This is a genomic window from Mesorhizobium sp. M1217, from assembly GCF_040318275.1.
Lineage (GTDB): Bacteria > Pseudomonadota > Alphaproteobacteria > Rhizobiales > Rhizobiaceae > Mesorhizobium.
The window spans coordinates 60,542-74,024 of record NZ_JAMYMA010000013.1 but is presented as its reverse complement, the minus strand read 5'-3'; the positions used below and the strand labels follow the sequence as shown (position 1 = coordinate 74,024).

Below are 13,483 nucleotides of genomic sequence, written 5' to 3'. Positions count from 1 at the left end.
GGTCAGATTTTCTGTTCATCGTGAAATATGCCGCTGGCCGGCGAATGTAAATGTGGCGGTAACGCGCATCAGCTTTCGGGCAGCGGGATGAACTCTTGCTCGTCTCCGGGAATGATATCGAAGCGGCCCGTCTTCCATTCTTCTTTCGCCTGTTCGATGCGTTCCTTTGAGGACGATACGAAATTCCACCAGATATAACGTTTCGAACCGAGCGAAGCGCCGCCAAACAGCATGAAATGGGCGCCGCTCTCCGATAAAACAACGATCTCATCGCCGGGCCGGAAAACCAGCAGCCGCTCGGCCGGGAAGCGGTCACCGGATATCGAAACCTCGCCTTCCAGCGTATAGATGGCGCGCTCCTCGGCATCGGCCGGGATCTTCACGCTGGCACCCGGCGCCAGCCTGAGATCGGCGTACAGTGTGTCCGAAGCGGTCGCGACCGGGGAGCGCATTCCGGAAAACGCACCGATGACGATATGGCCGCTGACCCCCTCGGCATCGATTTCGGGCAGGCGCAGCGCCGCGGTGTTTTCGAAGATCGGCGCGACCTCCTCCTTGCCGTCCGGCAGCGCCAACCATGTCTGCAGGCCGGAAACCGACATCGGCGCGCCGCGCAGTTCTTCTGGCGTGCGCTCCGAATGGACGATGCCGCGGCCGGCGGTCATCAGATTCACGTCGCCGGGCTGGATCACCATCTCGGTGCCGAGCGAATCACGGTGCCTGATCTTGCCGTCGAACAGGTAAGTCACCGTCGACAGTCCGATATGCGGATGCGGACGGACGTCGAGCGCCTGGCCGGCCCGAAGAACTGCCGGACCCATACGATCGAAGAAGATGAAAGGTCCGACCAGCCGGCGCCTGGCCGTCGGCAAGGCGCGGCGAACCTGAAATCCGCCAATATCCTTGGCGTTCGGAATGACCATCAGCTCGATCTGATCGCTGGCGAAGGCATCGCCCATCTGCGGATCGTTTCCGGGAAAGAAGCTCACGCGGTCCCCTCAGGCGAAGCGAAGTGCAGATTTGGCCTTCGCCTTGGCCGCCACCTCTTCGCGATTGCGCGGATGCTGCGTCGTCTCGAGGCTGTCGAGCAATTCGCGCGCCGAGGCGGCAATGGCCTCGACGGCATGGTCGAACGCATGCTGGTTCTGTTTTGACGGTCGCGTCGTTCCGCTCAGCTTGCGGACAAACTGAAGTGCGGCATCGCGGACCTCGTCATTGGTTGCCGGCGGATCGAAATTGAACAGGGTTTTGATGTTTCTGCACATCGTTCGCAATCTCCTCTCGTCCTGGAGCCGTTTCAAACGGGATGAGTTTTATCCTCAATCATGGTGATGTCCAAAGCCGGCAAGCACAATCGTCGTTCGAGGCCGCCTCAATCCGCGTCCAACGGCTCTGTCCCCACCGGCTTGCCGTCACGCGACAGCCTGATTTTCTCGACCTTGTCCTCGGCCGCCTTCAACAGCCGGTCGCAATGCGCCTTCAGCGCCTCGCCGCGCTCGTAGATGCGGATCGACTGGTCGAGCGGCACGTCGCCGCGCTCCAGATCGTCGACGATCCTCTCTAGCGCGTCGAGCGCCTGCTCGAAGCTCATCGCCTTGACGTCCTCGTTGATCTCACCAGCCATCGTCTATCCCTTCATCAGTCGCCCGACATGGGCGGCGACTGAAAATGCCAATCCCTGCAGATCGTAGCCGCCCTCGAGCAGGCTGACGACCCGATTGCCGCTAAGGCGCCCGGCGCGTTCGAGCAACTGACCGGTCGCCCAGTCGAAATCATCCTCGGTCAGGTTGATCTCGGCCAGCGGATCGCGGTGGTGGGCGTCGAAACCGGCGGAGATGATGATAAGATCGGGCGCAAAATTGTCGAGCGCCGGCAGGATGCGCGACAGAAAGGCGTCGCGGAAAACATCGCTGCCGCTCTGCGGCGCCAGCGGCGCGTTGACGATGTTGCCGGCGCCGGTTTCGCTCACGGCCCCGGTGCCGGGGTAAAGCGGCATCTGGTGCGTCGAGCAATAGAGCACCGACGGATCGTCCCAGAAGATGTCCTGCGTGCCGTTGCCATGATGCACATCCCAGTCGACGACGGCAACGCGGTCGGCGCCATGGTTCTTCTGCGCGTAGCGTGCGGCGATCGCCGCGGTGTTGAACAGGCAAAAACCCATGGAGGTGGTCTTTTCGGCATGATGGCCAGGCGGCCGTGCGGCGACGAAGACATTGTCGGCACGGCCGGTGAAGACGTCGTCAACAGCAGCGTTGGCAGCCCCGATCGCAGTCACGGCCGCCTGCCAGCTCTTTGGGCTGGCGGTGGTATCGGCGTCGATACGGGCGATGCCGGTGTCCGGTATCGCTGTGCGGACACGTTCGACGAATTCGGGCGGATGCGCGTAAAGGATGGTTGCCTCGTCGCCTTCCGGCGCCTGGACGCGATCGAGCGCCGCGAAGGCCTCGTCGTCAAGCACACGCTCTATGGCGCGCAAACGGTCCGGCCGCTCCGGGTGACCGGGCGGGGTTATGTGTTCGAGGAAAATCGGATGGGTGTAAAGTCTCGTGACCATGCCCCGATATAGGCGCGCCTCGACGCTTTGGCCATGTTTTAGCGTCTCGCTGGTGTGATGTTCAACAGGGTTTAAGCGGGCGGGGCCGGCTGGTTCCAGCGCGAGCCGCCAGATTGCTGGAAAGAACAACCTCAGGCCGGTGACTGGTCAATCTCGGGGTGCATCGACGATAGTCGATCAGGCTGGTGCAGCCTGCCGGTGAGATTGAGCAGCCCTTCCAGAAGAACCTTGAACGCCTTCACTGCCTTCTTCGACGTCGCTTCGGGATCGTTCGAATTTGCGATCCACTGCGCCGCATGCAACGAGGCGCCGCTGACCAGCCTTGCCGCGGCTTCGGGATCGACGGCAAGAATGGTCCCCTCGTCGCTCAGTCTTTGCAGGCTCTCCGTCATCGAGCGGATGCATGTGCTCTGGCTTGGCCATTGCGATGGATCGCCGAGCACCGCCGGGCCGTCGCGAAGCACAATACGCTGGATCTCCGGCTCCAGCGCCATCTCAATATAGGCGGTGCATTCGTCGACAAAGCCCTGCCAGAGATTGTCCGGCTTGGCCGAAACGACCTTCAGCCGGGCCGACATTTCGGCGTCGATCTCGGCGATGACCGCCTGGAGAAGGCCCTTCTTGTCGCCGAAGTGATGATAGAGCGCACCGCGCGTCAGCCCGGCCGATGCCGTGAAATCATCCATCGAGGCTTCGGCATAGCCGAGCGTCCCGAAGGCCTGGCGTGCCGCGGCAATCAGCTTGGCGCGGGTCTCGGCAATCATCTCCTTGCGTGGTCTGTGCATGCTCTGGCCCTATTAACATACGCTTCGTACGCCAATTGACATACGCGGCGTATGATCTATTTAAACTCATACGTTACGTATGTAATCGTCGAACCGTTCGTTGTCGAGGAGCCAGACCATGCAAAATCCCTATACCCAGATCTTTCGCGCGCCTGGCGCCATAGGCTTCGCCGCAGCCGGGTTCGTTGCCCGGCTGCCGATGGCCATGGCTCCGATCGGGATCGTTGCGATGCTGTCACAGACTGATGGCGAATACTGGCTGGCCGGCGCTGTCTCCGCGACATATGCGCTTGCCAACGCTTTCGTCGCGCCACAGGTATCGCGACTGGTGGATCGCCTCGGCCAGACGCGGATTGTGGTGCCGACCACCGTGATTTCCACGCTCGCTTTCGCGATCCTGATTGCGGCGGCCAATCAGCATTGGCCGATATGGACGCTGTTCGTGTCGTCGCTGCTGGCTGCTGTCATGCCCAGCATCCCGGCAATGGTGCGCGCGCGCTGGACTGAGATCTTCCGCAACCGTCCCGAGCTGAACACCGCGTTCGCCTTTGAATCGGCGGCGGACGAACTGGTCTACATCGCCGGGGCATCGCTGTCGGTGGGGCTGAGCGTCGCGCTTTTCCCGGAAGCGGGAGTGCTCGCGAGCACATTGTTCCTCGCCCTCGGTTCGACGGCTTTCATCCTGCAGCGTTCGACCGAACCGCGAGCCAGACCGGTGGAACATGGTTCGGGCGGTTCGGCAATCCGCCTGCGGCCTGTCCAGATCCTCACCTTGGCCCTGATCTTCATTGGCGCGACCTTTGCAACCACTGAGGTGAGCACGGTGGCGATCACCAAGGAGCTTGGCCAGCCGGGCGCCGCCAGCTTCGTTATCGGCGTCTACGCGCTCGGATCGTTCGTCGTCGGCATCATTATCGGCGCCCTGAACCTGAAAGTGCCGCTGCAAATTCAACTTGCCATCGCAATCGCCATCATTGCGCTTACCACGCTGCCGCTGCTCGTCGCCGACACCGTGCCGCTGCTGGCACTGGCCGTCTTCGTCAGCGGCGTGGCGATCTCGCCGACCTTCATCACGGCATTCGGTCTGATCGAGCGGCGCGTGCCCGAGGCGGTGCTGACCGAAGGCGTGACCTGGGTGATGACCGGCATTGGCATCGGCATGGCGCTCGGCTCATTCGCCGCCGGCTGGGTGGTGGACGCTTTCGGCGCGCAGAACGGATTCTGGGTATCGGTGGCGTCGGGCACAATCGCATTGGTCATCGTGCTTGCCGGCCAGCGCAGCCTTGCCGCGCCAGATTGCGACATTGCAGCCTGCGACGCTGCTGCGGTCGCTGCGGAATAGCTTCCGGTGCGTCCGGCCCGAGGCGGGGGCCGGACGCATACCAGCATCGTGAGAACGGTCTAAAGAATCTCGGTCTTGGCGATGTGGATGCCAAAACCTTCGAGGCCGACATAATGGCGCTCGCGCGAGGCGATCAGATTGATCGAGGAAATGCCGAGATCCTTGAGGATTTGCGCGCCGAGGCCGATCTCGCGCCATTCGTTCTCGCGCCGGCGCGCCTCTTCATGGTCCTCGCGGTCGCCGGCAGCCGGCCGCTTGCGCTCCTGATGGGCGACGCCGACCGACCCTTCGCGCAGATAGACGATGACGCCGCGCTTGCGCTCACCCATCGCCTTCATGATGGCGTCCAGCCTGTGGCTGGTGCCGAAGACGTCACTCACCACGTCCTCGGAATGAAGGCGCACCGGCACCTCGACGCCGTCGCGGATATCGCCGAAGACGACCGCCACGTGATGCATGGAATCCCAGGGCAGCGTATAGGTAAAGACCTGCGCCTTGCCGCCGGGCGTCTCGATGTCGGAACAGGCGACGCGTTCGACCAGCGTTTCCTTGCGTTGCCGGTAGGCGATGAGGTCGGCAACCGAGATCTGCTTCAACCCGTGCTTTTCGGCGAAGGCCTGCACCTGCGGGCCGCGCATCACGGTGCCGTCATCGTTGACCAGCTCGGAAATGACGCCGACCGGCGGCAGGCCGGCGAGCTTGCAAAGGTCGACAGCGGCTTCGGTATGGCCCGAACGCATCAGTACGCCGCCCTCGCGCGCGATCAGCGGAAAGATGTGGCCGGGGCGCACGAAATCGGACGCGCCGACATTGCCATTGGCGAGATTGCGCACCGTCAGCGTGCGGTCGTCCGCCGAAATGCCAGTCGTGGTGCCGTGCTTGAAGTCGACGCTGACGGTAAAGGCAGTGGTGTGGGCAGAATCATTGTCGGCCACCATCGGCGACAGGTTGAGCCGCTTGGCTTCCTCGCGCGGCATCGGCGTGCAGACGATGCCTGACGTGTTGCGGACGATGAACGCCATCTTTTCCGGCGTGCAATGGACGGCGGCGACGATCAGGTCGCCCTCGTTCTCGCGCCCGTCATCGTCCATGACGACGACGATCTCGCCGCGCTCGAAGGCGCGCAGGGCTTCAACGATCTTCTTCTGGTCGTAAGGCATAAGCGCTCGTTTCACTCGCAGGGGAGTAGGGCAGTACGGCAGTAGGGAAAAGGAAAAAATTGGCTGCTTGGCGTGCACCAACATACTCCCCTACTCCCCTACTCCCCTCCCTGTCTGTCCCCGATGCCGCAGATAATGATCGGCAATGGCGCAGGCAACCATCGCCTCGCCGATCGGCACGGCGCGGATGCCGACGCATGGATCGTGCCGGCCCTTGGTCATGATCTCGACGTCGTTGCCGTCCTTGTCGATCGACTTTCGCGGCGTCAGGATCGACGAGGTCGGCTTGACGGCGAAACGCGCGACGATCGCCTGGCCGGTCGAGATGCCACCGAGGATGCCACCGGCATTGTTGGACAGGAAGACCGGTTTGCCGTCATTGCCCATGCGCATCTCGTCGGCATTCTCCTCGCCGGTGATGCGGGCGGCCTCGAAACCGTTGCCGATCTCGACGCCCTTGACGGCGTTGATAGACATCAGGCCGGAGGCGATGTCCTGGTCGAGCTTGGCATAGATCGGCGCGCCAAGCCCCGCCGGCACGCCGTCGGCGACGATCTCGATGACCGCACCGACCGAGGAGCCCGCCTTGCGGATACCGTCCAGATATTTGGTGAAGACGGCGACCGACGCCGGATCGGGAGTGAAGAACGGGTTTTCGGCGTCACCGACGAAATTCCAGTTCCAGTTGGCGCGATCGATCGATCTTTCGCCCATCGACACTAGCGCGCCGCGCACCACCATGCCTGGCACGATTTTGCGGGCAAGCGCCCCGGCCGCCACTCGCGCCGCAGTCTCACGCGCCGAGGAGCGACCGCCGCCGCGGTAATCGCGCAGGCCGTATTTGACCTCGTAAGTGTAGTCGGCATGGCCCGGCCGGAACTGGCGGGCGATGTCGCCATAGTCCTTGGAGCGCTGGTCGACATTCTCGATCAGCATCGACACCGGCGTGCCGGTGGTGATCATCGTCTCCCCGTCCTCATCGACAATAAAGCCGGACAGGACCTTGACCTCGTCAGGTTCGCGACGCTGGGTCACAAAACGTGACTGGCCGGGGCGACGCTTGTCAAGTTCGGCCTGGATCTCGTCGCGAGTGAAGCGGATGCCGGGCGGACAGCCATCGACGACACAGCCCAGCGCCGGCCCGTGGCTTTCGCCCCAGGTGGTGACGCGGAAGAGATGGCCGAACGTGTTGTGCGACATGGAACCAGCCCTGCCGGCGTCGGAGCCGGCCTAGCGCATGACCTCGAAAATCGGCGCGATTTTCGGAAAGGATCATGCGCAAAAAAATCAAAAGTGCTACAGCGTTCGTTGCGCGCCCAGGAGGACGCGGCGCTGCAGCTTGCCTTTTATTGGCGTTTTCCACAGTGGTCAAACTGTGATCCGGCGGATTTAGTTTTGACACATTCGATTGGTTTCTGCTCAGTTCCGTTCCGTTGGACCGAGCCGCTGTACCGGCAATGATTAAAGAGGACGATGATGCGTATCCTGATTGGCGCTGTTGCCGCCACGCTGTTGATTTCCACCGCCGCCTTCGCCGGCCAGACCGAAGGCCTGATCAAGAAGGTCGACAAGGACGCGCTGACGCTGACGCTGGACGACGGCAAGTCCTACAAGCTGAACGCCGAAACCGATCTCGATGCGCTGAAACCGGGCATGGACATCGTCCTCGCGTATGACGTGACGAATGGCGAGAACGTCGTCACCGACATGGAACTGCCGGACACCGGATCGACCGAGTAGAGTCTTTTGCGAAGCTTCTTACGCGATGCGTGGGGAGCCGCACAGATATCCAACGGGATTCATTCCGCGTGATAGCAGATGGTTTTCTAGCAGTGGGGCAGACCAATCGAGGCTGCTTGCGCATCGTTGCTCATGTCTTCCTTCTTCGGATCGTTTCCCGGCCAGTACACTCCTTTTATATATTTTCCCGCCAGGTACTTCCGCATTACAAATTCCCGATGCGGTAGAAAGACGAACTTCAAAGCATCCGATATTTCGTACTCACCATCCGTTGATTCGGTGGTGACGTGTTTGTTCTCGAAGGAAATTTGCCAACAGACCTCGCGTTTGAAGTCGTCGGTGAAGCCGCCGTTGCCCGTTCTGGAAAACTGATGGCAACCCGCGCAGGAGAGGGACTGAATCCGCTTTCGGATTTGTTCCGCTGTCAGAGTTCTCGTAGCACCACCTTCGATCTCACCAATGAGGTCGGGATGTCCTTCAGCGTCGAGTATTTTCGCGTAGTCGCCGAGTGAACGATCTTCAGCGTTCATTTCCGCCGCGAGCAGGTGCTCGGGCAGGCTTGGCAACAAATGGAAGCTGTTAATGTTGGAATCAAGCAGAGGACCAGGCGCAGAACCATCGGTGCGAATAGACTTTGCCACTAGCTCAACGAGCTTGTTCGTTGCTTCGGGGTCCGGGGAATTTTTGGAAAAAAGAGTGGGCTCAGGGGAACCTGTTGTACGCGTGGGAAGCAGGCGCATCGAAGGCTTGTCGAAACGGTACTCACGGAGCCCCCATTGTCCCCCATGTAGCTTCGAGTTCGTCCGGATCTGACCGGTGCTTGATTCCGACGCGCCGAGATGGTCGACATGCATGGCCGGAGGCAGCTGAAACGTCGTCGGACCGACCGCATCGCCGTCAACAACGCTGCCGTCCTCCGCGAGCGTTATTCCCTCCAGGAAAAACCTGCGCAGCCAAATCGCGACTTCCTCGTCCGAGAACCGCTTTTCCGAAAGGGATAGCCAGAACTTCTGGATTGCCATGCAGCGCTCCGGCTTCCCCCCATTGGGCATGACTGCCTCGAAGGCGATCAGCATCTCGCCGTGGATTCGATCGGGAGCAGCCGGATTTTCCCAATCCGGATGCTTTCCCGCTATGATGCGAAACTCGCCGCAATCGCCGCCAAGCGAATCACGCAGCAGATCGACCCGATTCACGGCGGCAATGATGATGAATGGAGTTTTGCCAACGCCGAACTCCTTGTAGGGATCCTTGTCCTTGAGCATCCCTTCGGCTCGCGAACAGTCGTAGGAAAACGGCGGGCCACCATTCGGCTGCTTCGGCCGCAGTTCTTCGCATTCGTCGCCAGCAGCCGTTTTCCACCAGTTCCGGAACAGCTCGTTTCGGTCGGCGATCTTGCCCCCGCTCGACGCCACGAGTTGGTCCATCACGGCGGTGAAGGAAATTTTGTTCAGAAGGGCCGCCTTTCGCACGAAAAGCGACCGTCCCCACTCGATGGTGGGAGCGGCGCCAGCGTCGCGCCCAGGTGTCGCTTCAGTATTCGTCGAGCTTTTTCCCGCCAACTTGACACCCAAGCCACGCCGCTCCGGATGGTCTTGAAGCGGCGCCTTACCTTCGCCGGCATCGGGCGCACCTGCGGAAGACAACAACACCGCAAGCCCGACCAGCACTCCACGAACCGGCGCGAGCCGGACTGACCACAGTTGGCGAGAAAGTCGTCTCCAAGCAAAACCCAGACGACCAATATCGTTCATGCCGACCATCCCCTCAAAAAGCTTAATACCGTCTTGAGCCCCGATTAGCGGAAAGGAGATATGTTAAAACGTGAAGCCGATTTTGTCTTCTGGCGGTGTCACGTGAAATTTTCACGAAGCTTTCACGCTGACGATGTGAGTTAATCGCCCTTGCGGGTATTTGACGTTAGCGGTCTACTGCCCGTGCGTGAAGACGCTACCAAAGGAGGGAAGCATGCCGGGACCAGATATCGGTTCACCAGATCGAAAATACCCGCCGATTCAGTTCGGTAGACATGGCGACGAGACAGGTGCCATCTTCAAGGATTACGAGGCTGTCGGGAAGAAGTTGGTCGAATGGGCGCAGCAAGACAGAGACTCTTGGCCCACAACCATCGATGAGTTGCGGGAGGCGTTTAAGGACCTCCTGACGATACCGGACGTCTTCAAGACGCTCACGGTGGTACGGGGCGACGACCATATCGAAGGTAACTACGAGTTTCTCCTGCGGTTGCCACCGAAGGGCCAGGTAACGGAGTCGGAGCAGATCGTCAAAGCTAATGTTGAAGACGACGTCTATCCGCTTCCGGCGCTTTACAAGGATTTCGAGCCGGGCGGACGCGACGAGGACAAGCGCGTGATCACTCAGTTGCGCTTTTTCTATGCGCGGGTTGCCGACTATACGATGCGTGGCTGCCGGTGAGCGAAAAACGGTGGGTGGAACGCTAACCAGCCAGGTCGAGCAACCCGGTCGCCAGAATTCCTGAATGTAGCCTCTCCCGGTCCGCCATCAGGCGGATCGGGAGGCATTGCCAGAACCATTCGAGCGTGGCTTTCGGCGAAGCAGGACCGTCGCCATGCCAGTTGTCCGCGGTACGGCGGAAGAACGCTGCCGCCTCTTCAAGAGCCGCCTCTTTCAAGCCAAGCTCGGCCAGCGCCGCCGCTTTCAAGCCGCCGACAAAGAAGGTCGCATCCTCGGCAAGATCGGCTGCTTCCACCGCGCCCTCGCTGTTGCCGAAGAGAAAGCGAATACAGGCGTGGTAGGCCCAATGAACGGGTTCGGCGCCATATCCTACCCGCAGCGCCCTTTGTGCGATCTCGTCTGCGAGCGCCTTCTCGCCGCAATAGGCAAGGCCCTGCGCACATGAGATCAGCGTCCAAGGATCGTTGTCGTTCATTTTGAGCGTCAGCCCATAGCAATAGATCGCTTGCTCGTACTTTTCGTTCATAAGATAGGACCAGGCCAGAGTGAGCTTGGTCCGGCTATCCATCGGCGCGAGCTTGGAAGCCATGTTTGCAAGTTTGAGGGCCTCCTGTTCCCGCTTTCTATCCCGCATGAGGCCGGGGAAGATGAGATGTCTGCTGTTGAGGATCTGCGCCAGACTGGCATGAGCGGGCGCGAAATCGGGAGCATTCCGTATGATCGACCGGAATATCCCCTCGGACCGGCTCTCGTCGGCCGGACGCCACCGCGAAAGAAGCTCATTACCACGTAGCCAGCGGTCGTAGATGTCGAGATCCATATCGGCGAGGCCCGCCGTCGTGCTCAAACGCTCTGCCGAGATCTGAACATCGAGCGCTGCGGCCAGGTGCCGGACGATCTGCAGTCTGGCGCGATGCCAGTTGCCGATCTCGATCTCCGAGTTCTCGCTCCACATGTAGTGGCCGTCAGACCTGCGACGCAGCAGCACGGCGATGTGCAATTCACCGTCCTCGCCGGTTGCAGTGGCAAGCAAGTCATAGACCTTGCGGCCGCTTGGCGGGAGAGCATCGTCGGAGGCCGAATGCTCCCTCACCGACCAGTCCCGGAACCGTGTCATGGCTGCGATCAATTCGTGGCGGAAGCCATTGATACGGATGGCATGAACCGCCTCGTGCAAGAATGGATGAACCAGGATCAGTGGGGGTTCAGCGCGCGCCTGAGCGGCGATTCCTACACCGTCGAACAGCTGCGCTGCTGCCGGAACAGCGGGGGCGAGTTGCGGGACGTGGCTGGGAGGCGCGGGAAGAGGTTCCGCCGTCTTTATCTCCGCAACCAGCGCCTGGGTTTGCGGTGACGGCTCCATGTCATAGTCGGTGCCGAGCAATTCCCACAGGTCGTTGTAGATGCGAAGCGCTCCCGCCGTGTCGCCACGTGAGGCACGGCACTGCATGAGGATACGGCAGGCTTCCTCATGCGTCGGGTCCAGATTGTGGATGGCGGTGGCGAACCTCTCCCGCTTGGCATCGTTCTGCTCGCGCCGGGCCTGGTCCTGGAGGAGCTTAACGGCCCTGTCGTGGAGATATTCGCGCTGGACCGAGAGCCACATATCGAAGCTGGGATCAATGTCCCTCAAATTGACGAGAAAGCCCCCGAACAGCCGCTTCTGCGTGATCATCACTTCGGGCACGATATTCTGTTCGAGATCGGCGATGTGGGTCGCCGCGTCGCTTGATACATGGATCGGCTGCAACCAAACATTGTTCCGATCGCAGTCGAATATCTGTATTGGAAACTGCTTCGTGTCCTTCTTTATCCCACTGATTAGCTGACGCAGGGAGGTGCGCGCGGCTTCCTCACTGTTTTCGCCCCACAAAAGGCCGGCGAGGCGCTCCCGGCTTTCAATCATGTTCTTGCAAAATGCGAGGTAGGCAAAGAGCGCCTGTGCCTTACGGCTCTTGAAGGTGCAATTCACGGCGCCATGATACATACGGAAGATGCCAAGCGTCTCAATACGGAAGCTTGGCGTTTCACTGCTCCGCGATGCTGCCCGGCTATATTGGTCCATGGGACTCTGATTACAGCAAACGCCTTACAGTACCGGAATGTTGAAGTTGATGCACCTACCCACGGAGTCGAATTGCAACACGTCGCCTGGGGGAATCTGCTGCAGGCCTGTGGCAAGAGCGCGGGCGACCGGAATGCCAATGCGATCGCGCGTCAGGTCCACGATAAAGGCCGTACAGTCAGCACGGAGGAGTGCCTGGCGCGTATAGTCGAGGAGGAGTAATTCGTCGCTGCCTTCTAAGGACGAACTCTTCGAGCCGACGGGAGCAGCTTTAAGCTTTGGATGATCGGGGGTGACCCGCTGGCTTCGCGCAATATAGGCGAGGTCATCCTGATTGAGCTTCTCGAAACCGTGCACCTGTTGCTTGGCTCGTACCAGATGATGTCCGATTTCCATCTGCACCATCTCTTTCGTTGCGGCGTGGACAGCATCGGCCATGTTTGGCCGTGCTGCGAAACCGCAAGCGAAATCGCTCCCGTCACGAGAAAACGAAAAGGCAGCGATGACCGGAATGTCAACAGCTGCGCGGATATCGACCCAGCCACACGTCCGGGTCGTCTTTCCCGACCGGTATCGGGAGAGCAGGTCCGGGAGTCCGCTATCCCGCAATACATCTTCGCCAATCGCATGCGCCACCTGGTCGCCGTGCCACCATCTCGCGACGGCATCGCGCTCGACTAGTTCCCATATTGCACGGTTTGCCGCCTCTATAAGGGTTCTTCCCGCCGCGACGCCGTTACCGAGCCTGTACGGCAAAACACCATTGCCGCTTGCGCGGCGGACGCAAAGTTCGCCCGGCAAAGCCACCGGTTCCGATGAGCCGACCTGATGCCCGGCTAGCCACAGGCGCTCGCCTCCGGTTTCGGTGACGCCGGCAAGATAGTGATCGAAGGCATCAATGCGCCGACCGGCCGTTTCGGCCCCAGGATTTCGGTCCTCCGGGTACTCGAGCTGGGAAAGATATTCGGCTGCTTCGCCGATGCAGGCTTCGAATGCCCGCTCGGAACGCCAATCGCAGCCCGCGACTCCGACAGGCTGAAAGTCGCGGAACTCCTCGCCGTGTTCATGGGGATGCGCTTGCGCCACATATATCGCGGCACCAGGTGCGTCCGGATGAGGCAGTCGAGTAATAAGACGAAGCTTCGTCGCCAACCGCGCGATCGCTATCCGATTTTCTCGTGATATCGGATCGAGCTCGTGTGGAGTTTCAAGCGAACCCGAAGCAACCGTGGCCACGTGCCCTCCATCGCTGAGCGCCCCAGCAGAATGCCCGTTGCAGGCTTGCCAACCATATCGGCCAACCGGGCGCCGGATAACCGGCTGCTTGCCTCGACAGACGATGTGGCATCTTCGCGCGTGCAGGTCTAATGCGCAACACGGGCGATCGGTGGGCGGTGCGGC

At 60.8% G+C, this 13,483-nt stretch carries 13 protein-coding genes; 3 read left to right on the top strand and 10 right to left on the bottom strand.

Annotation, left to right across the window (positions count from 1 at the left end; translation table 11 throughout):
* Positions 1–68: 68 nt before the first annotated feature.
* From NKH37_RS21885 to NKH37_RS21865, 5 genes are all read right to left on the bottom strand, one after another.
* Positions 69–989: a pirin family protein gene (locus tag NKH37_RS21885; protein ID WP_023716909.1), complete on the bottom strand. Its 921-nt coding sequence runs from the start codon at positions 987–989 to the stop codon at positions 69–71.
* Between the two features lie 9 nt (positions 990–998).
* Positions 999–1,265 carry a DUF2277 domain-containing protein gene (locus NKH37_RS21880; protein WP_023716908.1) on the bottom strand — a complete coding sequence of 89 codons (267 nt, stop codon included), beginning with the start codon at positions 1,263–1,265 and terminating at the stop codon, positions 999–1,001.
* Between the two features lie 107 nt (positions 1,266–1,372).
* The gene (locus NKH37_RS21875) at positions 1,373–1,624 is read right to left on the bottom strand and encodes an exodeoxyribonuclease VII small subunit (protein WP_023716907.1); all 252 of its coding nucleotides are present in this window, start codon (positions 1,622–1,624) and stop codon (positions 1,373–1,375) included.
* 3 nt (positions 1,625–1,627) lie between these two features.
* Complete coding sequence (locus NKH37_RS21870) at positions 1,628–2,554, bottom strand: histone deacetylase family protein (protein ID WP_023716906.1); 927 nt, start codon at positions 2,552–2,554, stop codon at positions 1,628–1,630.
* Positions 2,555–2,685: 131 nt separating this feature from the next.
* Positions 2,686–3,339: a TetR/AcrR family transcriptional regulator gene (locus NKH37_RS21865; RefSeq protein WP_023716905.1), complete on the bottom strand. Its 654-nt coding sequence runs from the start codon at positions 3,337–3,339 to the stop codon at positions 2,686–2,688.
* 118 nt (positions 3,340–3,457) lie between these two features.
* Between NKH37_RS21865 and NKH37_RS21860 the strand changes: the two genes are divergently transcribed.
* Entirely contained in the window at positions 3,458–4,681 is a 1,224-nt protein-coding gene (locus NKH37_RS21860) for an MFS transporter (RefSeq protein WP_352483719.1), read from the top strand.
* Positions 4,682–4,740: 59 nt separating this feature from the next.
* Here the strand turns inward: NKH37_RS21860 and ribB are convergent, their stop codons facing one another.
* A complete protein-coding gene (gene ribB, locus NKH37_RS21855) occupies positions 4,741–5,841 on the bottom strand; it encodes a 3,4-dihydroxy-2-butanone-4-phosphate synthase (protein ID WP_023716904.1) in 1,101 nt (366 codons plus the stop codon).
* Positions 5,842–5,931: 90 nt separating this feature from the next.
* On the bottom strand, positions 5,932–7,041 hold the full coding sequence (gene aroC, locus NKH37_RS21850) for a chorismate synthase (protein WP_352483721.1): 1,110 nt from the start codon (positions 7,039–7,041) through the stop codon (positions 5,932–5,934).
* 276 nt (positions 7,042–7,317) lie between these two features.
* Between aroC and NKH37_RS21845 the strand changes: the two genes are divergently transcribed.
* Positions 7,318–7,581, top strand: coding sequence for a DUF1344 domain-containing protein (locus NKH37_RS21845; RefSeq protein WP_023716902.1), 264 nt, complete (start codon positions 7,318–7,320; stop codon positions 7,579–7,581).
* A gap of 86 nt (positions 7,582–7,667) precedes the next feature.
* On the opposite strand, the gene NKH37_RS21840 is transcribed toward NKH37_RS21845, so the two are convergent.
* Positions 7,668–9,335, bottom strand: a complete 1,668-nt coding sequence (locus tag NKH37_RS21840; RefSeq protein WP_156948000.1) for a hypothetical protein — start codon at positions 9,333–9,335, stop codon at positions 7,668–7,670.
* 214 nt (positions 9,336–9,549) lie between these two features.
* On the opposite strand from NKH37_RS21840, the gene NKH37_RS21835 reads away from it, so the two are divergent.
* Positions 9,550–10,017, top strand: coding sequence for a hypothetical protein (locus tag NKH37_RS21835; RefSeq protein WP_031193363.1), 468 nt, complete (start codon positions 9,550–9,552; stop codon positions 10,015–10,017).
* Positions 10,018–10,039: 22 nt separating this feature from the next.
* Here NKH37_RS21835 and NKH37_RS21830 read toward each other — a convergent pair whose 3' ends face one another.
* Complete coding sequence (locus NKH37_RS21830; RefSeq protein WP_353041338.1) at positions 10,040–12,082, bottom strand: AfsR/SARP family transcriptional regulator; 2,043 nt, start codon at positions 12,080–12,082, stop codon at positions 10,040–10,042.
* A gap of 24 nt (positions 12,083–12,106) precedes the next feature.
* Positions 12,107–13,318, bottom strand: coding sequence for a YcaO-like family protein (locus NKH37_RS21825; RefSeq protein ID WP_198030448.1), 1,212 nt, complete (start codon positions 13,316–13,318; stop codon positions 12,107–12,109).
* Positions 13,319–13,483: the final 165 nt, after the last annotated feature.